Below are 18,431 nucleotides of genomic sequence, written 5' to 3'. Positions count from 1 at the left end.
TTATTTTGCATTATTGTTGAGTGTCATTTTACCTTTTGAAATGTTGTCTGCCATAATCAATGCATTATAGGCATTGACCATTTTTCCAGATTTTGAGATTTGATCAAACGTAGTGGATTGGGCAGTGTCACCGGCAACGATTACCGAAGTCTTTGAACGCAATCCGGATTGAATCAATATTTGCTTTACCTGCGCCGCGGAAAGCTGGGGGTAATAGGAGCGAATCAAAGCTGCCACACCTGAAACTGCTGGCGCGGCCATGGAAGTTCCTCCTTGAAAATCATATTTATTGTTGGGAAGGGTAGAGTAGATGGCATCCCCTGGGGCAAACACATCTACGTTCTGTTTACCGTAGTTGGAAAAAGTTGCCACCATATTGGATCCATAGCTGCTGGTTATGGCACCAACCGTAATGACATTGTTTGAAATCTCTTTTCCCCCGTACATATGATCGTTGGGGAAGTTGGGGTTTTCAGGATTGTCAAGATTATTACCGTCATTACCCGAGGCATGGACTATCAGCACATCTTTGGATGCGGCATATTTAATGGCATCATAAACCCATGTTGCCTTTGGCGAAAAAGATTTTCCAAAGCTGCAGTTGATAATTTTGGCGCCATTGTCCACCGCATAGCGAATACCCAAGGCAATGTCCTTATCGTATTCATCTCCATTGGGTACCACCCTAACGCTCATTAGTTGTACATTTTTGGCCACACCATTTACGCCTTTGCCATTGTTTCGTTCGGCGGCTAGAATCCCTGCAACGTGAGTTCCATGACTTTCGGTATCCACCCTGTTTTTAGGGTTTCCGTTGCCATAGTTTTTATCAGTAATGTCATATGGGTCATCTCCTACCGCGGATCTTCCATTAAAATCCTTGTTGAGGTTGTAGTTGACCTGGTCGGCAAAATAGGTTATGCCCTCGTTTAATTCATCAATTACACCATGAACAGTATCGCCATAGGCGAACATTTGGGAAAGAATGGCAATGCTTTGCTGAAGCTCTTCAGTTTTTGCTTCTATGGCCAACAACTCTTTTTTGGTGTATTGGTCTTTGCCCAGTTCTTTTTTTACCACCTCATCGGCATTTTTTACTACCTGAAGTATTTGCTCATACTGTTGTTTGTTTTGAAGTGCTTTTGGGTACTCTTCATCCAGTTTTAAACGAGCTTTGGCCCTATCCGAAGCACTTCCCTCATTCAACCTGAGCATACGTACATATTCCAATTGTTCATTGTAGGATTCACCCAAGAAATTGTAGCCATGTATGTCATCAATATACCCATTGCCATCATCGTCTTTCCCATTATTTGGTCGCTCTCCTTTGTTGGTCCAGAGCACATCATCTAAATCTTCATGTTCCAGATCTATACCAGAATCCATCACTGCAACAATAACTGTCTTTCCTTTTCTATTTTTAATGACTTCATTGTAGGCCTTATCTACACTCATGCCAGGGATTGTATCGGCAATAAGGTCGGCATGGCCCCAGGTTTTTTTCTGTGATTCACTCAGCTCAGAAACCTTAAGTGGTACAGCATCAATATTTTCTACGGGAGTAGAAACTAAGGTTGTGGCACCACAACCCATTAACAGTAATGATGCGGCTAGCGCAGCAAAAGGCATTCCGGTATATCTTCGATTCATAAAATGTGTATTATAGAAATGTAAAACTTTATTGTGGTTTGAATATTTCATTGAATGAAAACGATTCGTTTAAGCGCACACCCTTTTCTGTTTGCTTAAGAGAGCAAAGTTGGTTGTGTGCATCATGTTCAAAGAACAATAGCCAATCGTTTTCCGCAACAGTATTCAAAAATTGTGCTTTTTCTTGGAGGGTCAGTAATGGGCGGGTATCGTACCCCATAACGTAGGGTAATGGAATATGTCCGACAGTGGGAACCAAATCCGCCACAAAAACTATGGTTCTGCCTTTGTAATTGATATGAGGAAGCATCTGTTTTTCTGTGTGCCCATCCACAAACAGAATCCCAAAACCCAGCGGCGAGCTATCGACGTATGCATTGTTGGAATTCTCAACAAAATTCAACTGTCCACTTTCCTGCATAGGCAACAAGTTTTCCTTTAAAAAGGATGCTTTTTCCCTTGCATTGGGCTCAATGGCCCACTCCCAATGGTTTTTATTGGACCAGAACCTGGCATTTTTAAATGCGGGCTCATAACCTGTCCTGTCTTTGTTCCATTGCACACTTCCCCCACAATGATCAAAGTGGAGGTGCGTCAGGAAAACATCGGTGATATCGTCTCTATGAAAATCTAATTCTTTTAAAGAATTATCCAACGAATGATTTCCCCACAAATAATAATAACTGAAGAACTTCTCGGATTGTTTGTTTCCCAGGCCATTATCAATCAAAATGAGTCTTTCACCATCTTCAATGAGTAGGCATCTGGCCGCCAAATCAATCATGTTATTGGAGTCAGCAGGATTGGTTTTATTCCACAGTGATTTGGGAACCACGCCGAACATGGCACCACCATCCAATTTAAAATTACCTGTCTCTATGGGATAAATTGTCATTCAGAAAACAAATGGCATGCAAAATAAGAAAAGCACAACGCAATTGGTTATAAAATAGGGTTTTATTTGGGCTATTTTAACAATATTTGAGGCTCTCGCGTTCTTTCCAGTAATTTTTGTAACTGTTGCCCAAAATAGATCATGGCCTTTATTTCCTGAACACTGAGCAGGCGCTCCTTTTTTAGAATGAAGAGGGATTTTCCATTGGACTCTATGTGGTAATATGGCGTGCTTTCCAAAAACATAATGAGCCCATCATGAAAGAGGGTCTGAATTTCAGTGGTTCTTTCTCCACTCAGAAAGAATCTTCGATTGAAATCTGGATGGTTATCAATCGGGATATCCTTAAATCCGGCCAGTTTGTAAATTCTTTCCAGAAGGCCTTCTTTATCCAGCGTGAAAGCAGGAATTTCCTCTTTCATTTCAATATGCATAACAGTTGCCTTAATTACTTCTTTGGCCACAAATGCACCTTCGGTAAACTCAAGGTCGAAAACGGAAGTGTCCCCATTTTGGTCTTCAAGACGATTGTACAGATAGCTTATTTCCCTGGATTTGAAAAAAATAAACCCCGAAAGAAAGTTTGTATTGGTATCTTTTTTTGGGGTGTATAACCAATCATATTCCTTTGCTGTTGTTTCTAGATGACTTTGTCTTTTGGTAAAGTACTTTTCTATAGGCCCCAGGTTTTCCAGCGGAATTATTTTACGGATGGCGAAGGGGTGTTTGGATTTTGCGCCGTGTTTGTCCAACCCGACAATTTCCATACTCCCTCCTTTTTTCTCGAAGGTCCCCATATATGCCTCAAGCCCCTCCATTGCAGTATGGTCCACAAAACTGCAAAGAGAGAAATCAACAATCAAGTTTTGGTCCTCAGGAACAGCATCCAATTTGTTCTTGAGTTTGTAGAAGTTTAAAAAACTACAGAAGTACTTCACGCTTACGTAGTAGTTTTTATCCTCATGCTCTTGGAACAAAAGCACATTGGGCTTGAACACATTGGTCAGAAAAAGCAGAGCACTTTTATTTATTATAATGTGAATGACAAGCGTAGTAAGGATTCCAACACCAATACCAGTAATGAGATTGGTGAATAGCGTGGTCAAAAGTGTGGTCAAGAAAATGATAATCTGTTCCCTGCCAATCTTCGCAACTTTTCTGAAGGTCTTTGGAGTTGCCAACTTGTACCCAGTGTATACCAAAATAGCTGCCAAAGCTGCCAAAGGGATTTTTTTAAGCTGTTCTTGAAACAGCAAGATGAACACGATCAAAAAAGTAGCATGAAAAAAATTGGCCGACCGATTGGTTGCTCCATTGTTCACGTTAACAGAACTTCGGGCAATAACGGTAACAACATTTAACCCCCCTACCAATCCGCTAAGTGAAGTGGCAAGCCCTAAGGCCTTAAGGTCTTTGTTTACATTGGACCGCCTTCCCTGAGAATCCAATTTGTCCACTGCTTTAATACTCAAAAGGGATTCAATACTGGCAATTAGTGTAATCGCAAACACACTGATAATAAAATCCTTTTCCAAAATTTTTGAAAAGTCGGGAAAGGCCAGATTGGAGGCAACGTTTTCGGGTATAGAGATTAAATAGGAGGAATCCATTGGAAATGGAATATTGAGCCACCCAAAGGAATAGCTGAATCCGACAGATAGAATCAGAATCCACATTGGAGCGGGAATCATATGAAAGAATGGGTTCCTGATTTTTGCGTAAAAGACCATGATCAAGAGGCTCACAACGCCTATTCCGGCCGCTACCAACTCCTCTGTGCTTCCATTCTGAAACAAGTCTATAATCCCATTTGGGATTTGTGCCAAAAGCGAAACAATGCTGCCGTGCTCATTGTTATGCCCAATCATAATATGAAACTGCTTGGCAAAAATGCCCCATCCAATGGCGGCCAACATGCCTTCAATGGCAGAGGCGGGGAAAAAATCGGCGAGTCGACCCATTTTTAAGAAGCCAAGCAACATCATTAAAATCCCAGAAACCACGATTGCACCTAAGGTGAATAGATAACCGTGGTAAAGGTTGCCCGCCCCAAGGGATGTTATGGCCCCAAGCAGAACGATTACCAAGCCATTTCCCGGTCCGGCTATGGTTACATTAGAACCCCCTAAAAGGGAAACCACCATACCTCCGACCACAGCGGCAATAATTCCAGAAATGGGTGGGGCATCACTGGCAATGGCAAGCCCTAAACCTAAAGGAAGTGCCACAAGCGAAACCACAAAACCTGAAAACAGGTTTTTGGGCAGATCTTTAACAAAAAGCTTGGTATGGTTGGTTTTTGGCGTCAAATTTTCTTTCGTACAATTAATAGGTCGGTTGGAAGATCAGATAAAATATATTCGATGTCATGTGGAAAAACCCGATCTATGAGTCCGGTTTTCTTTGGGGCATTCATCACCAATAGATCAGCTCTGGCAACTTGGGCATAATGCCCAATGGAATAACCTCTTTTTCCAAAAATACTTTGTGTCTTAACTTTGATTCCCTGAGCAAATTCTCTTGGGACAGATTTCAAAATTCCGTTTACACGCGACTCTTCACGATGTTTTAGGCGTTCCTTGAGTATGGTGGCTTTTTTAAGAGATCTGTCGTCTTTAATGTCCACGGCAACTTCTTTAGAGCGAATTTCTTCTACGATGGTTATTTGTTTCGCCCCTAGAGCATGGGAAACATAAAAAGCATTGGAGATGGCAAGCGGAGTGTCCTCATCCTTAAGCCCATTGACCACAACATGCTGGCATGGAATCCTTTCTTCGGATGGTTTGATTAAAAGCAATACTGAACAACACACCTTCCTTGTGAGCTTGCGTGCAATGGAACCAACATAGAATTGATATAGGTTTTCATGTTGGAGCGCACCGAGAATCAAGAGGTCTACCTTCAAATCTTGACAGGTTTCCAGAAGCACCGCTTCCGGCCTTCCAGGTTTCCATTGAATTGAAACTCTATCCCCTTGGTGTTTAACCTTTGCTAGGATTTGCTTTATTTCATTTTCCTTATCGGGTGTTTTATCCCCCACATGGAGCAAAATAAGCTTCGCCCCAAAAAAATGTGCAATCCTTGAGGTCTCCATTATATTCATCTTTAAGGTAGGTGAGAAGGCAAATCCAAATAAAATGGTCTCAAAAGGTTTTGACAATGGAGCTTTTTTAAAAGATTGAGCGCCAATATAGCACATAATGGGGAAAGTGGGCAACAGGAAAGGAACAATGAACGGTATATAAAAGAAAAACTGTAAATTTCAAGAAAACAAAAACAATGCTTGAACTAGCGGGAATCATTATTCTTGGCATTATTGCACAATGGGTGGCATGGAGGTTTAAACTGCCTGCAATTTTACCTCTTATTTTAATAGGCCTATTGGTTGGCCCTATTGCAACATTGTTTACCGAGGATGGTTCCAAGCTTATTGAACCTATTTGGGATGGGGAAAAAGGACTTTTCCCTGGAGAAGGCTTGTATTATTTTGTTTCCTTGGCGATTAGTATCATCTTGTTTGAGGGCGGATTGACGCTCAAAAGAGCGGAAATTGCCAATGTTGGACCTGTTATCACAAAACTGATTACCATTGGATCCCTTGTTACGTTTTTTGGGGCAGGGGTTGCAGCACACTACATTTTTGGACTTACATGGCAGATTTCATTTCTGTTTTCTGGATTGATTATTGTTACGGGCCCTACCGTGATCACCCCAATACTTAGAAACATTCCGTTAAAAAAGGATGTATCCGCAGTATTGAAATGGGAGGGGATCTTAATAGATCCCATTGGGGCATTGGTAGCTGTTCTTGTGTTTGAATTTATAAGTGTTGGGGAAGGGCAGGCCTTCACCAAAACCGCACTAGTGGAGTTTGGTAAAATTTTGTTGTTTGGAACCACGTTTGGCTTCACGTTTGCCCATGCCCTTGCTTTTGCCATAAAAAAGAATTTCATTCCCCATTATCTTTTAAATGTGGTGTCTTTATCGGTAGTTCTGCTTGTTTATGTAGAATCTGATGTTTTTGCTCATGAGTCGGGTCTTTTGGCAGTTGTGGTTATGGGCATGGTTATGGGCAACATGAATCTTCCCAACCTAAAGGAACTCCTCTACTTTAAGGAATCGCTGAGTGTATTGCTCATTTCCATTCTGTTTATTCTATTGGCCGCCAATATCAATATTGATGACATGAAGCTCATTTATACTTGGAATTCGGCCATACTTTTTGCAGTAATAGTATTTGTGGTTAGACCCCTTGGGGTTTTCCTGAGTTCGCAGGGGTCAAACTTAAAATTTAATGAAAAACTGTTCATTGGCTGGGTAGGCCCCCGAGGTATTGTTGCAGCAGGTATTGCCTCCCTATTTGGATCTAAACTTTTGGCAAAAGGAGAACCGGGCGCCGAATACATTACTCCTTTGGTTTTCATGATTGTACTGGGAACGGTTCTATTGAACGCAACAACTGCCAGACTTTTTGCGAAAGTGGCTGGGGTTTTCTTGAAAAAATCAGAGGGAATTTTGATTATTGGAGCATCAAGATTATCCAGGATAATTGGGAGTTATTTGAAAAAGAACAAACGACACGTAGTGTTGATTGACAACAACCAGACCAACGTGAACAAGGCCAAACAACTAGGTTTGGAGGCCATGACCGCCAATGTTTTTTCGGATACTCTGACGGACAATATTGAATTGAACGATATGGGATATTTAATGGCATTGACAGGGAACTCGGACATCAATAATTTTGCCATCAACAAGTTCCAAAAACAATTTGGGGAAAATGGGGCGTTTAGGTTGGTGAACACTGAAGAAATGAACAATCCTGAGAAAAACCCAAAAGAAGGATTGTTTTCCCATACAGACGATTTCATCAAACTAACGGAAACGGTCAGGAACTATCCGACAATCCATGAGATAGACCTCAAGGATAAAAAACATTATGACAGCTTAATAGACATCACCAAACAGGACAGGGATATTGTTCCTGTGTTTACCAAATCGCCCAGTGGGAGCATTGATATCATTCCGGCGAACAGCAAGGACTTTGATCCCAAAGGAGAAGGCTACAAACTTGTGTACCTTGGCAAAGCCCTAAATACAGCAGAGGAGAAATGACCTTCGTCCCCATAGAATCCGTATTTGTCAATTGATAGGTGCCATATATCAATTGTAACCTTTTATAGCTTTTAGTTGGATATAATTTTACCTCACGAGTAATAGGTTTATTCCAAAACGTGAGGCAATGAGGGCCATTGTAATACCAATATTGTTGGGTGTATTATGTTTGATGGGGTGTGGTAAAGAAGATGCGCCAGAATGCGATTCTTGCATCATTCAAAACCAAAGAGTGAAGTTTTGTGATAATGGGGACGGCACATACAGTATGTCTTCAATGGGGGAAACAGAATTTCTTACTTACGAAGAACTTGAAAAATGGGGTGTAAATTTTGAAGAATTAAAGGAAATGACCTGTGCAGCGGATGATATAATCTTTAAATAAAGATAATGGAAGAAGTAATTTCCAAGGGTTTAATCATTCAACTTTAAGACGGCCATAAACGCTTGTTGAGGGATTTCAACATTCCCCACTTGACGCATTCGTTTTTTCCCCTTTTTCTGTTTTTCAAGCAGTTTTCGCTTACGCGAAATATCACCACCATAACATTTGGCGGTCACATCTTTTCGCAAAGCTTTGATTGTTTCCCTAGAAATAATCTTGGAACCTATGGCTGCCTGAATAGGAATATCAAACTGTTGTCTAGGAATGAGCTCTTTCAATTTTTCACACATCTTTTTTCCGATGGTGTGTGCATTATCAAAATGAACCAATGCAGATAAAGCGTCAACAGGCTGGGAATTCAATAAGATATCTACTCGGACCAATTTGGAGGTTCGCATGCCTATTGGGGTATAGTCAAAAGAAGCATACCCTTTTGAAACGGTTTTCAATCGGTCGTAAAAATCAAAGACGATTTCGGCCAAGGGCATATCAAAAATGAGCTCCACCCGTTCTGTGGTCAAATAGGTCTGATTGGTTATTTGTCCTCGTTTTTCAATACAGAGGGACATTACATTGCCAACAAAATCTGATTTTGTGATGATGGTAGCCTTGATATACGGTTCTTCAACCCTATCCAGGGTTGAAGGATCGGGCAGGTCTGAAGGATTGTTTACAATCACCACGTTTTCCCTATCCTTGGTGGTAAAGGCGTGGTAACTTACGTTGGGGACCGTTGTAATCACGGTCATATTGAACTCGCGCTCCAAGCGTTCCTGGATAATTTCCATATGGAGCATTCCCAAGAATCCACAACGAAAACCAAATCCAAGCGCGGCACTACTTTCCGGAGTAAAGACCAAGGAAGCGTCATTGAGCTGCAATTTTTCCATAGAAGAGCGCAGTTCTTCAAAATCTTCGGTGTCCACAGGATAGATTCCCGCAAAAACCATAGGTTTTACATCCTCAAACCCCTCAATAGCATTTTGTGTTGGGTTTGAAGCATCCGTAATAGTATCCCCAACTTTTACCTCACGAGCATCTTTGATTCCGGTTATCAGATATCCAACATCGCCAGTCGATATCTTATTCTTGGGAACCTGGGTTAGTTTTAGGGTACCAATTTCATCGGCATCATACGATTTGCCAGTAGCCACAAACTTGATTTTTTGTCCTTTGCTAATCTCTCCGTTGACCACCCTAAAGTATGTTTCAACACCTCTGAATGGATTATAGACTGAATCAAAAACCAAAGCCTGTAAAGATTCATTTGGATTTCCTTCCGGTGGCGGAATTCGTTCAATAATAGCCGATAGTATTTCCCCTATACCAATTCCTGTTTTAGCACTTGCGGGGATGACCTCTTCTGGGCTGCACCCCAAAAGATCTACAATATCATCCGTAACTTCTTCTGGATTGGCGCTTGGAAGGTCAACCTTGTTCAGTACAGGGATGATTTCCAGGTCGTTCTCCAAAGCCAAATAGAGGTTGGATATGGTTTGAGCCTGTATGCTCTGTGCGGCATCTACGACCAAAAGGGCCCCTTCACAAGCCGCAATGGAACGAGAAACTTCATAGGAGAAATCAACATGACCGGGGGTGTCTATGAGGTTGAGAATGTAGGTTTCCCCATTATGTACGTATTCCATTTGGACAGCATGGCTCTTAATGGTGATTCCACGCTCTCTTTCCAAATCCATATTGTCCAAAAGTTGGTCTTGCTTTTCTCGTTCAGAAACAGAACCCGTGAAATCCAACAGCCGGTCTGCCAAGGTACTTTTACCGTGGTCAATATGCGCAATAATGCAAAAATTCCTAATCTTCTCCATAACAACAGTGGCTCAACCTAAACGAAGGCCAATAAGCATCTGCAAATATAGCTGTTTTAAACACCTGAGTCCGGCTTTTTTAAAAATATGGAACAGAGGCGGGGTTATTCGCTCAAAAATATTTTCTTAGATTTGATATCTAACCCCATCTGCAAATGAAGTGCATAACCTACGTTCTCTCTTTGCTGTTCTTAATATCTAACCAACTAGTTGGACAGACCTATCAGATATCCGGAAAGGTTGTTGACGAGCAGAACGAGATAATCCCCTTTTCCAATATTTTACTGCTTCAGGCTGCTGATACCACTTTTGTTAAGGGAACTTCTGCAGATGACAACGGGTTTTTTGTTTTGGAGGATGTAGAGCCTGACCTGTATTTGTTACAGGCAAGTTATGTGGGCAGGGGCTCTAAGCCATTGGCTCTGGATATCACTCAGGATATTTCTTTAGGTGCACTGATTATTCCCTTGCAGGCCAACGAACTGGATGAGGTTGTGGTGACGGCCCAACGACCTAAGCTTCAACGGTTGGCCGATAGACTGGTTTTTTCGGTTGAAAACACAGTAATCTCTAGCGGAACTTCATGGGATATATTAAGAAACACTCCAGGTGTAATCGTCAACCAGGACGAATTGATGGTGCGAGGACAGAACGCCACGGTTTATTTGAATGATAGAAAGGTACAACTGTCAAGCCAGGAGGTTCAGGATTTGCTACAGGGGCTTTCGGGCACAAACATTAAATCTGTGGAGGTGATAGCTAATCCCCCTGCACGGTATGATGCCGAAACGGGACCCATCTTGAATATTGTCACCAGTAAAAATATTGTCCCCGGATACAAGGGAAGCGTAAATGGCAGTTATACCCAAGCCATTTTCCCTAAATTCAGCGCCGGAACAAGCCATTATTATAAAACGGAAAAACTAAATCTGTTTGCCAATTATAACATAAGCCCCAGGAAAGAGCTTATTAAGACCGTTAAGGGAATCAACTTTCAGAACAACAGCCAAATTTATTCCCAATGGGACACCCAATATCAAAGGATAGATGAGTCCCAGTCCCAAAACGCTAATTTTATCTTGGATTATGATTTTAATGAACGCAATCGGCTGAACCTGACATCAAACTTGGTGTTTAATCTGGACCAAGATCAACAGACTAGATTGGGCAATGAGATGAGAGATGGACTCGGTCAATTGGATTCCACCTTTACCACCATCAATAATACCACGTTGGACAACACCAATTTGGCATTTGATCTTTTGTATGTCCACAAGCTTAAAAAGCCTGGGGCAAGGCTGTCTCTCAATGGCCACTATACCTATTATGATGGCACTTCTTTTCAGAATTTAAATTCTGAATATCTTGATGGAAATGGAGCTTTCCTCAGGAATTTTGGGTTCGATTCGGACTCGGAACAGGACATCCAGATTTTTACTGGGCAAGTAGATTACTCAACTCCAATCGGTAATGCTTCCCTGGAAACCGGCGCAAAAATTTCATCCATTGATTCAGAAAGTAATGTGAACTTTTTTAATTTTTCTGGTTCCAGCAATACAGTTGACCCCTCGTTATCAGATAGATATAAATATGATGAGAAGGTTTATGCAGTGTATTTCAGTTTTCTACAAAACTGGGAAAAATGGTCCATGAAATTAGGTCTTAGGGGAGAGCTTACAGAAGCCTCGGGAACTTCCCTGACGCTAAACGAAATAAATAAGCAAGATTTCTTTGAACCCTTTCCATCCCTTAATGTGCTGTATTCACCTTCGGATAAACATAGTTTTTCATTTGATTATGGCAGAAATGTGGACAGACCAAAGTACAACGACCTAAACCCGTTTCGTTTTTTTTATAATGAAAATGATTTTGAAGAGGGAAATCCCAGATTAACGCCCAGCTTCAGCAACAACTTTAATCTAAACTATACCTGGAACAGCGAGTATTTTTTTGATTTGTACTATCGAGATAACGGCGCCAACATTGCGTATTTGGTTTTTCAGGATAATGAGAACCAGACTTTGGTGGAGTTAAAGCAAAATGTATTGGAGAGCAAATCCTATGGATTGGATTTCACCGTGAGCAAGACCATATTGCCATCGTGGTTTTTGTTTGCAAACGCCTCTGTTTTTCATGAAGAAGAAACTTTTCTGGCAGTGGAAAGTAACAATGTGGAATATACCAATGAAGTAAATGGATTGTATGGGTATTTGGCAAATTACCTGACACTTTCCAAAGATGGTTCCTTAACAGGAGAAGTGGCGTTGACGTATATATCAAAGTTTCTTTTTGGGTCATATGTTTCAGACGAGCAATTGAATTTGACCTTAGGTCTCAGAAAATCCCTGTTCAACAATAGAGCTGTGATTTCATTGGCTTCAGAGGATATTTTGGAAAGATATGTTCCCACATACACATCAAGATATCTAAATCAAGATAATTTCTACAGAAGACGTCGCGAAACCCAGTTTGTAAGGATAGGCTTTACCTATAATTTTGGAAACTTTAGATTGCAAGACAATCAAAGAACCATAGAAAAGAGAGAGCGGGGGAGACTCAAGAACGACGAGTAATCAACGGATATTGGGGTATTTTGTAATTTTGCATTCCTAAAAACAAAGAAATTGCCCAAAATAGGTAAGATAGAGCTCCCGGATTTTCCACTACTTCTGGCACCAATGGAAGATGTAAGTGACCCGCCTTTTCGTGCCCTTTGCAAAGAGCAGGGCGCAGATGTGGTGTATACGGAGTTTATTTCTTCCGAAGGACTCATCAGAGATGCGGCCAAAAGCGTCATAAAGCTGGATATCTACGAGAAGGAACGGCCCGTGGGCATCCAGATTTTTGGTGCAGAGTTGGATTCTATGTTGCAAGCCGTGGACATTGTTGAAAAATCCAATCCTGATATAATTGATATCAATTTTGGCTGCCCTGTAAAGAAGGTAGTTTGCAAAAATGCCGGCGCTGGAATCTTAAGGGACATTCCATTGATGGTAAAATTGACCGAAGCTATTGTTAAGCGCACCAATTTACCGGTAACTGTAAAGACACGTTTGGGATGGGACCACAATTCCATTAAAATTGTGGAAGTTGCAGAACGACTCCAAGATGTGGGCATTCAAGCCATTGCCATTCATGGCAGGACAAGGGTGCAGATGTACAAAGGCTCTGCAGATTGGAAACCAATTGCCGAGGTAAAGAACAATCCAAGAATGCATATTCCCGTGTTTGGGAACGGCGACGTAGACTCTCCCGAAGCTGCTGAAAAAATGAGGGATGAATTTGGTTTGGATGGGGCTATGATTGGCCGCGCAAGTATTGGTAATCCATGGTTTTTTAAAGAAGTAAAACACTATTTTGAGACGGGGGAGCATTTGAGTCCGCCGACCATGGAAGAACGCGTTATTGCAGCCAGAAGGCATCTACAGATGGCCATTGATTGGAAAGGCGAGAAGTTAGGCGTTTTTGAAACAAGGCGGCATTATACCAATTATTTTAAGGGTATTCCTCACTTCAAGGAATATCGTATGAAAATGGTGACCAGCGATGAATCATCAGATGTTTTTGCTGCGTTTGATGAGGTACTTCAGAAGTTTGGAGACCATCAATTTGTTTAGGAAGCAATCAACTTTCGGGTTATTCTGCTGCTCGCAATCTTTGAAGAAATAAGACCCAAGACCACAATCGTGGCCAGCACCACCAACAGATTCATGATATTGTACTCAACAGGATAGGCCAGGGACGGGGTAATTTTGAGCCAACCAAAGGCAAGCTGTGAACTAACCAACAAGGAACCCAACAACACTCCGATAAGTCCGCCTAAGGTGGTTACCAACAATCCTTGAATAAAATAGATTCTTCGGAGTTCACTTAAGGTGGTGCCCAAACTGAACAATGTGTTTGAATTTTGTCTCTTGTCCAGGATCATCATGATGATTGCACCAACAACATTGAACAGCGCTATGATCAATACGAGCGTAAAAATGAGGTATGTGGCCAAGTTTTCAGTGTTCAGCATTCTGTACAAAGTACTGTTCAACTCTTGCCTTGTCAACACAAGGACATTTGGCCCCATCCTATCTCTGAGGATTGCCTGTATTTCACTTAAATCAGCGCCCTTATCCACTTTAAAATTTATTCCTGAAATCTGTGTGCTATCCTTTTCCAATAAAGCTTGTACCAAGGGAAGCTGGGCAAATGCATATTTTTTGTCCAGGTTCTCCTCCACAGCATAAACGCCACTTACAGAAACGCTCAATTGATTGTATGGCTTGGAATTGAACCCTTGTTGCGTAATGGAGCCTTTTCCCGGTTTGGGAACCAGAATTGTCATAGGCTTTTGATAGTTGTTCAAAGGAACCTCAAGTTGATTATAAATACCGATGCCAAGGACCGTATTGGGTTCCTCCACACCCCAGTTGCCAAAATACAAGGTGCTGTCGACCCCAGTAACGGAGCGATAATTATCGTCTACCCCTTTGATATAGGCAATACAACTTTTTTCTCTGAAAGTGAGATATGCTCTTTCTTCCAGCTCTTTGGAATAGCTGGTCAAACCTGTAATATTTTGCAATTCCTTTTCTTGATTTGGAGTGAATGAAAAGTACTTTCCCGTAGCAGGAATAGCCTTAAGGTCTGGATCAAAAGTGTTGGTAAATGAAAGACTGAATGTTTTTAGGCCAGCAAAGGCAGAGAGCACCACAAACAAGGCGGCTGAGCCGATTACAATGACCAGAAAAGTAATGAAATTAATGATGTTGACAGCATTCTGATTGCTCTTGGAAACTAAATAGCGTCTGGCAATGTAGAAGGGGAAATTCAAAATCAGGATTTCTTGCGTTTATCAAGCAGGTCTCGGTTTTGAATGGGATCTTCCTCACCCTTTAAAGACTGCTCTATTTTGTCAATATATTCCAAAGAATCGTCCAAATAGAAAACCAATTCCGGGACCCTTCGTAACTGGTTCTTGGTACGCTGGGCCAATTCGTGCCTAATGGCCACTTGATTGGATTTAATACCTTCCAACAGAGTGCCCGCATCCTTATTTGGAAAGATGCTTACGTAAACTTTTGCAATGGAGAGATCGACCGTGACATATACTTTGGAAACAGAGAGCAAGGTTCCTTTTAAGCCACCATCCGTGGCAGCCCTTTGAAGGATATCGGCCAGGTCTTGTTGTATAATGCCTCCAATCTTTTTTTGTCGTTGTGTTTCTTCCATATATGCAAAAATAAGGGAATTAATGACTAACCTCATGATCTGGTATCGATGCAGTATGTAATTTTGGACAATTGACCATCAAGAGACAAAATTTATATCAATGGATAAAATAGAACACATTGGCATTGCCGTTAAAGATTTGGAAACATCCAATATTTTGTTTGCCAAGCTTTTTGGCACACCTCATTATAAGGTAGAGGAGGTAGAATCCGAAGGCGTAAAGACCTCATTCTTTAAATCGGGACCAAACAAAATAGAATTGCTTGAGGCGACAAAACCTGACAGTCCCATTGCAAAGTTTGTGGAAAAGAAGGGTGAGGGAATCCACCATATTGCTTTTGCGGTTGAAGATATCATATCGGAAATAGCTCGACTTAAGGAAGAAGGTTTTGTGGTTTTGAACGAAACACCCAAAAAAGGTGCAGACAATAAACTTGTCGCTTTTTTGCATCCTAAGGGAACCAACGGTGTATTGGTGGAGCTTTGCCAAGAAATAAAAGAAGGCTAGGTGCGTTAAAACCTTGCGGTATAGCAAAATAAACACTAATATTGCATCCGCAATTTTGCGGGTCCTATAGCTCAGTTGGTTAGAGCACCTGACTCATAATCAGGGGGTCCCTGGTTCGAGCCCAGGTGGGACCACTAAAAATCCCTCTAAATATTTGTTTAGAGGGATTTTTTGTATTCTGGAAACAGGTTGTTCCTGGCGAAATCAAGTTTTGGAAGAAAACCTCTGCCCTAATGTTTTACTTTTTTTAATCTTTTCTTTATCCCGCGAAAAAGTTCAATAAGCTTTATTCCCACATAGTAGATGTATAATTGCAAGTTGGACCATGTTTTCCAGATAACATCGTTACTTAAACCCATTTCACCAATTTTTGCTCAGATGTTGCTGTAGTTTTTTTCGGGCCCTATGGAGTAGAACCCAACAATGAGATCTAGAGATCTGGAGTTTTTCGCAAATGGCTTCGGTGTTATACCCATCCTCTTTTAACTTTATTATTTCCTGTTCGCGTGGGGATAAAATTCCCATTGCGGAATTGAGCACCAATTTCAAGTCGTCCCCATTAATACTTTCAAAAATGGGATCATAGGTGTATTCGCTCCAGCTGCTTTTGTTCTTTGGGGAAGACAACGCGGCCTCTAGGTTATCCTTCGGATAATTCTTCATTTTGCTAGCACTCCTATAGTGGTCTGCGATCTTGAATTTCAGAATAGAGGTCAACCAAACCCGTTCAGTTGAGTTTCCCTTAAATCTATGTGCCGATTTGAGCGCGGCTAGAAAGGTTTCCTGGACAATATCCTCCACCAAATCTTGGGGAAGTTTTTTAAACGCTACGTTGTGGAGGTATCTTTTATGATTACACACCCAATTTTGGGGTTCTAACTGTTGAATTGATTGATTGATCTGCATAGTTATTGGATTTATTTTGAACGATATTGTTTTATGTTGGATTCATTTAAGGTATCTCTGAATTGTTGCCGAACAACTGGCTTGATTCCTACGAACTTTCCAAGTCGTTTATTGGTTTTTAGATATTGGAGAATTAACGGGCATTGGGCATAAACTTCATAGTCCATTCTGCGGGCGTGGTCAATTATGCGCTCAATGAGCGCTAATGTTACTTCCTCTCCCAGATATTTGGATCGTGTTGCTCTTAGAAGCAACAATCGGGTTTCATCAATAAATCGATATTCAATCGAAGCGGATTGCCCATTTAGAATAAACTCGTAAAACAATTGGCTATCACTACTTCTAAAAATGAGCGGAACAATAGTATTTTCATACATCACCTTTACTTTTTCAATTCATATCTATACCGTAAATCTCCGAAGATTAAGCAACCCATATCTGGCTGATTGTGCTGTTATGTTGTTAAATTGATCTTCTGGTAAATGTGATTGACAAGGCTGGTTTTGCAACAAGAATTATTGTTAAATTGGGAAGGCCAAAAACAAAAAATGCAGGAAGTCAATAACATCCTGCATTTTGGCAAACGTAGTCTTTCTGTTTCCTGTAAGTTTTAGAGAGTTCTTTCGGTTTCAGAAATAGGTGAATCGTTAATGCTCGCAAATCTTTTGCGCATATAGCCGTCCTCATCAAATTCCCAATTTTCATTGCCATAGGCCCTAAACCATTGTCCGGACCTATTTCTATATTCATATATGAATCGAACGGCTATTCTATTCTCTGAATGTGACCAATATTCCTTTTTCAGTTTATATTCCAATTCCGATTCCCATTTATTGGCAAGAAATCTTTGAATCTCTTCCCTCCCATTGATGAATTCTGAACGGTTTCTCCATTCACTGTCTTTAGTATAGGCCATAGAGACCTTAAAGGGGTCCTGGCTGTTCCAAGCATCTTCTGCAAGCTTTATTTTTTCTTGGGCACTCTGCTTATTAAAAGGAGGTAGAGGATGTTTTTTCATGTTCGCAAGTGGTTAATTAACAAGTACTTAGGTAAAATAATTTGGCTATCCGGACAACCATTCAAACAACTAACTCAAACTAATATGCAACTCAATTGTAAAGCGCTTTTTTTATTGAGCGAATATTTTCTACAGCAAATCTCCAGAAATAAATGGTGGCAATACGTTTGAATTCTGCTCAACTATCAAAAAATTGCTCATTTGATAATGGAAGAATGACTTATGAAAATTCAAACACTGCTTTAGGGAAAACAAGTCTAATCTTTGGAAGGACTTGGAGTATACCTAAGGTATGATGGGTTATCCGTAACCTCATACGGATATAGTTTTTTTGCTTCTTCATTGCTCAAAGAAACATCCACAATAACATCATCACCCTGGCGCCAATTTGCGGGAGTTACAACCTTGTGGTTGTGGCTGAGCTGCAGGGCATCTATTACGCGGAGTATCTCGTCAAAATTCCGGCCAACGGACATCGGGTAGGTCAAATGCAGTTTTATCTTCTTGTCCGGGCCAATGATGAACACCGACCTTATGGTGTGCCTGTCGGAACTATCATTGTGGATCATGCCATATAACTGTGCTATTTTAGCACCTTCATCAGCAATAATGGGAAACCCAATTTTGACATTCATGGATTGTTCTATTTCCAACTTCCAGCCATTATGGGATTCCAAACTATCAACACTTAAAGCGATTGCCTTAGCATTTCGTTTGTCGAACTCTTGTTCCAATTGTGCAACTGTTCCCAATTCGGTTGTGCAAACAGGAGTATAATCTTCTGGATGTGAAAAAAATAGGCCCCAGGACTCCCCCAACCAATCATAAAAATCAATTGGTCCATTTGTGGTCAAAGCCTTAAAATTGGGGGCTTTGCTTTCCAAACCTAATTCCATGGTAAGCTTCTG

The 18,431-nt window shown here is 41.1% G+C and carries 16 protein-coding genes and 1 tRNA gene; 6 read left to right on the top strand and 11 right to left on the bottom strand.

Going from position 1 to position 18,431, the window contains the following annotated elements:
- From DX873_RS10530 to DX873_RS10515, 4 genes are all read right to left on the bottom strand, one after another.
- The gene (locus DX873_RS10530; protein ID WP_116184873.1) at positions 1 to 1,650 is read right to left on the bottom strand and encodes a S8 family peptidase; all 1,650 of its coding nucleotides are present in this window, start codon (positions 1,648 to 1,650) and stop codon (positions 1 to 3) included.
- A gap of 28 nt (positions 1,651 to 1,678) precedes the next feature.
- The gene (locus tag DX873_RS10525) at positions 1,679 to 2,545 is read right to left on the bottom strand and encodes an MBL fold metallo-hydrolase (RefSeq protein ID WP_116184401.1); all 867 of its coding nucleotides are present in this window, start codon (positions 2,543 to 2,545) and stop codon (positions 1,679 to 1,681) included.
- A gap of 71 nt (positions 2,546 to 2,616) precedes the next feature.
- On the bottom strand, positions 2,617 to 4,854 hold the full coding sequence (locus DX873_RS10520; RefSeq protein WP_116184400.1) for a SulP family inorganic anion transporter: 2,238 nt from the start codon (positions 4,852 to 4,854) through the stop codon (positions 2,617 to 2,619).
- The gene (locus DX873_RS10515; protein ID WP_417935330.1) at positions 4,851 to 5,705 is read right to left on the bottom strand and encodes a universal stress protein; all 855 of its coding nucleotides are present in this window, start codon (positions 5,703 to 5,705) and stop codon (positions 4,851 to 4,853) included. The genes DX873_RS10520 and DX873_RS10515 overlap by 4 nt, the downstream gene beginning before the upstream one ends.
- 119 nt (positions 5,706 to 5,824) lie before the next feature.
- Between DX873_RS10515 and DX873_RS10510 the strand changes: the two genes are divergently transcribed.
- Entirely contained in the window at positions 5,825 to 7,660 is a 1,836-nt protein-coding gene (locus DX873_RS10510) for a cation:proton antiporter (protein WP_116184398.1), read from the top strand.
- 127 nt (positions 7,661 to 7,787) lie between these two features.
- Positions 7,788 to 8,045 (top strand): hypothetical protein, encoded by a 258-nt coding sequence (locus tag DX873_RS10505; RefSeq protein WP_116184397.1) that lies wholly within the window; start codon positions 7,788 to 7,790, stop codon positions 8,043 to 8,045.
- A 29-nt stretch (positions 8,046 to 8,074) separates the two neighbouring features.
- On the opposite strand, the gene lepA is transcribed toward DX873_RS10505, so the two are convergent.
- Positions 8,075 to 9,871 carry a translation elongation factor 4 gene (lepA, locus tag DX873_RS10500; protein ID WP_116184396.1) on the bottom strand — a complete coding sequence of 599 codons (1,797 nt, stop codon included), beginning with the start codon at positions 9,869 to 9,871 and terminating at the stop codon, positions 8,075 to 8,077.
- Between the two features lie 155 nt (positions 9,872 to 10,026).
- Between lepA and DX873_RS10495 the strand changes: the two genes are divergently transcribed.
- Positions 10,027 to 12,444 (top strand): outer membrane beta-barrel family protein, encoded by a 2,418-nt coding sequence (locus DX873_RS10495; RefSeq protein ID WP_116184395.1) that lies wholly within the window; start codon positions 10,027 to 10,029, stop codon positions 12,442 to 12,444.
- Positions 12,445 to 12,495: 51 nt separating this feature from the next.
- A complete protein-coding gene (gene dusB / locus DX873_RS10490; RefSeq protein WP_116184394.1) occupies positions 12,496 to 13,488 on the top strand; it encodes a tRNA dihydrouridine synthase DusB in 993 nt (330 codons plus the stop codon).
- On the opposite strand, the gene DX873_RS10485 is transcribed toward dusB, so the two are convergent.
- Together DX873_RS10485 and rbfA are read right to left on the bottom strand one after the other, a co-directional pair.
- Positions 13,485 to 14,693 (bottom strand): ABC transporter permease, encoded by a 1,209-nt coding sequence (locus DX873_RS10485; protein WP_116184393.1) that lies wholly within the window; start codon positions 14,691 to 14,693, stop codon positions 13,485 to 13,487. The genes dusB and DX873_RS10485 overlap by 4 nt on opposite strands.
- Positions 14,694 to 14,695: 2 nt before the next feature.
- Positions 14,696 to 15,091: a 30S ribosome-binding factor RbfA gene (gene rbfA, locus DX873_RS10480; protein ID WP_116184392.1), complete on the bottom strand. Its 396-nt coding sequence runs from the start codon at positions 15,089 to 15,091 to the stop codon at positions 14,696 to 14,698.
- 100 nt (positions 15,092 to 15,191) lie between these two features.
- Between rbfA and mce the strand changes: the two genes are divergently transcribed.
- The gene (mce, locus tag DX873_RS10475) at positions 15,192 to 15,599 is read left to right on the top strand and encodes a methylmalonyl-CoA epimerase (protein ID WP_116184391.1); all 408 of its coding nucleotides are present in this window, start codon (positions 15,192 to 15,194) and stop codon (positions 15,597 to 15,599) included.
- Positions 15,600 to 15,659: 60 nt separating this feature from the next.
- Positions 15,660 to 15,733, top strand: a tRNA-Ile gene (locus tag DX873_RS10470).
- Between the two features lie 226 nt (positions 15,734 to 15,959).
- Here DX873_RS10470 and DX873_RS10465 read toward each other — a convergent pair.
- The 4 genes from DX873_RS10465 to DX873_RS10445 form a co-directional block, all read right to left on the bottom strand.
- Entirely contained in the window at positions 15,960 to 16,505 is a 546-nt protein-coding gene (locus tag DX873_RS10465) for an RNA polymerase sigma factor (RefSeq protein WP_116184390.1), read from the bottom strand.
- 11 nt (positions 16,506 to 16,516) lie between these two features.
- A complete protein-coding gene (locus tag DX873_RS10460; RefSeq protein ID WP_116184389.1) occupies positions 16,517 to 16,882 on the bottom strand; it encodes a hypothetical protein in 366 nt (121 codons plus the stop codon).
- Positions 16,883 to 17,115: 233 nt separating this feature from the next.
- Positions 17,116 to 17,523 carry a nuclear transport factor 2 family protein gene (locus tag DX873_RS10455; protein WP_116184388.1) on the bottom strand — a complete coding sequence of 136 codons (408 nt, stop codon included), beginning with the start codon at positions 17,521 to 17,523 and terminating at the stop codon, positions 17,116 to 17,118.
- A 257-nt stretch (positions 17,524 to 17,780) separates the two neighbouring features.
- A complete protein-coding gene (locus DX873_RS10445) occupies positions 17,781 to 18,419 on the bottom strand; it encodes a peroxiredoxin (RefSeq protein WP_116184386.1) in 639 nt (212 codons plus the stop codon).
- Between the last annotated feature and the right edge of the window lie 12 nt (positions 18,420 to 18,431).

The organism is Flagellimonas nanhaiensis, assembly GCF_003382275.1.
Classification (GTDB): domain Bacteria; phylum Bacteroidota; class Bacteroidia; order Flavobacteriales; family Flavobacteriaceae; genus Flagellimonas; species Flagellimonas nanhaiensis.
Note: the sequence above shows the minus strand (reverse complement) of the source record. Positions and strands in the feature narration are given on the sequence as shown.

What these genes read in the sequence shown, in the direction of transcription:
- DX873_RS10530 (WP_116184873.1), bottom strand. Translation starts at nt 1,650, where the DNA reads ATGAATCGAAGATATACCGGAATGCCTTTTGCTGCGCTAGCCGCATCA.
- DX873_RS10465 (WP_116184390.1), bottom strand. Translation starts at nt 16,505, where the DNA reads ATGCAGATCAATCAATCAATTCAACAGTTAGAACCCCAAAATTGGGTG.
- DX873_RS10505 (WP_116184397.1), top strand. Translation starts at nt 7,788, where the DNA reads ATGAGGGCCATTGTAATACCAATATTGTTGGGTGTATTATGTTTGATG.
- DX873_RS10495 (WP_116184395.1), top strand. Translation starts at nt 10,027, where the DNA reads ATGAAGTGCATAACCTACGTTCTCTCTTTGCTGTTCTTAATATCTAAC.
- DX873_RS10460 (WP_116184389.1), bottom strand. Translation starts at nt 16,882, where the DNA reads ATGTATGAAAATACTATTGTTCCGCTCATTTTTAGAAGTAGTGATAGC.
- mce (WP_116184391.1), top strand. Translation starts at nt 15,192, where the DNA reads ATGGATAAAATAGAACACATTGGCATTGCCGTTAAAGATTTGGAAACA.
- DX873_RS10510 (WP_116184398.1), top strand. Translation starts at nt 5,825, where the DNA reads ATGCTTGAACTAGCGGGAATCATTATTCTTGGCATTATTGCACAATGG.
- DX873_RS10445 (WP_116184386.1), bottom strand. Translation starts at nt 18,419, where the DNA reads ATGGAATTAGGTTTGGAAAGCAAAGCCCCCAATTTTAAGGCTTTGACC.
- rbfA (WP_116184392.1), bottom strand. Translation starts at nt 15,091, where the DNA reads ATGGAAGAAACACAACGACAAAAAAAGATTGGAGGCATTATACAACAA.
- DX873_RS10525 (WP_116184401.1), bottom strand. Translation starts at nt 2,545, where the DNA reads ATGACAATTTATCCCATAGAGACAGGTAATTTTAAATTGGATGGTGGT.
- DX873_RS10455 (WP_116184388.1), bottom strand. Translation starts at nt 17,523, where the DNA reads ATGAAAAAACATCCTCTACCTCCTTTTAATAAGCAGAGTGCCCAAGAA.
- lepA (WP_116184396.1), bottom strand. Translation starts at nt 9,871, where the DNA reads ATGGAGAAGATTAGGAATTTTTGCATTATTGCGCATATTGACCACGGT.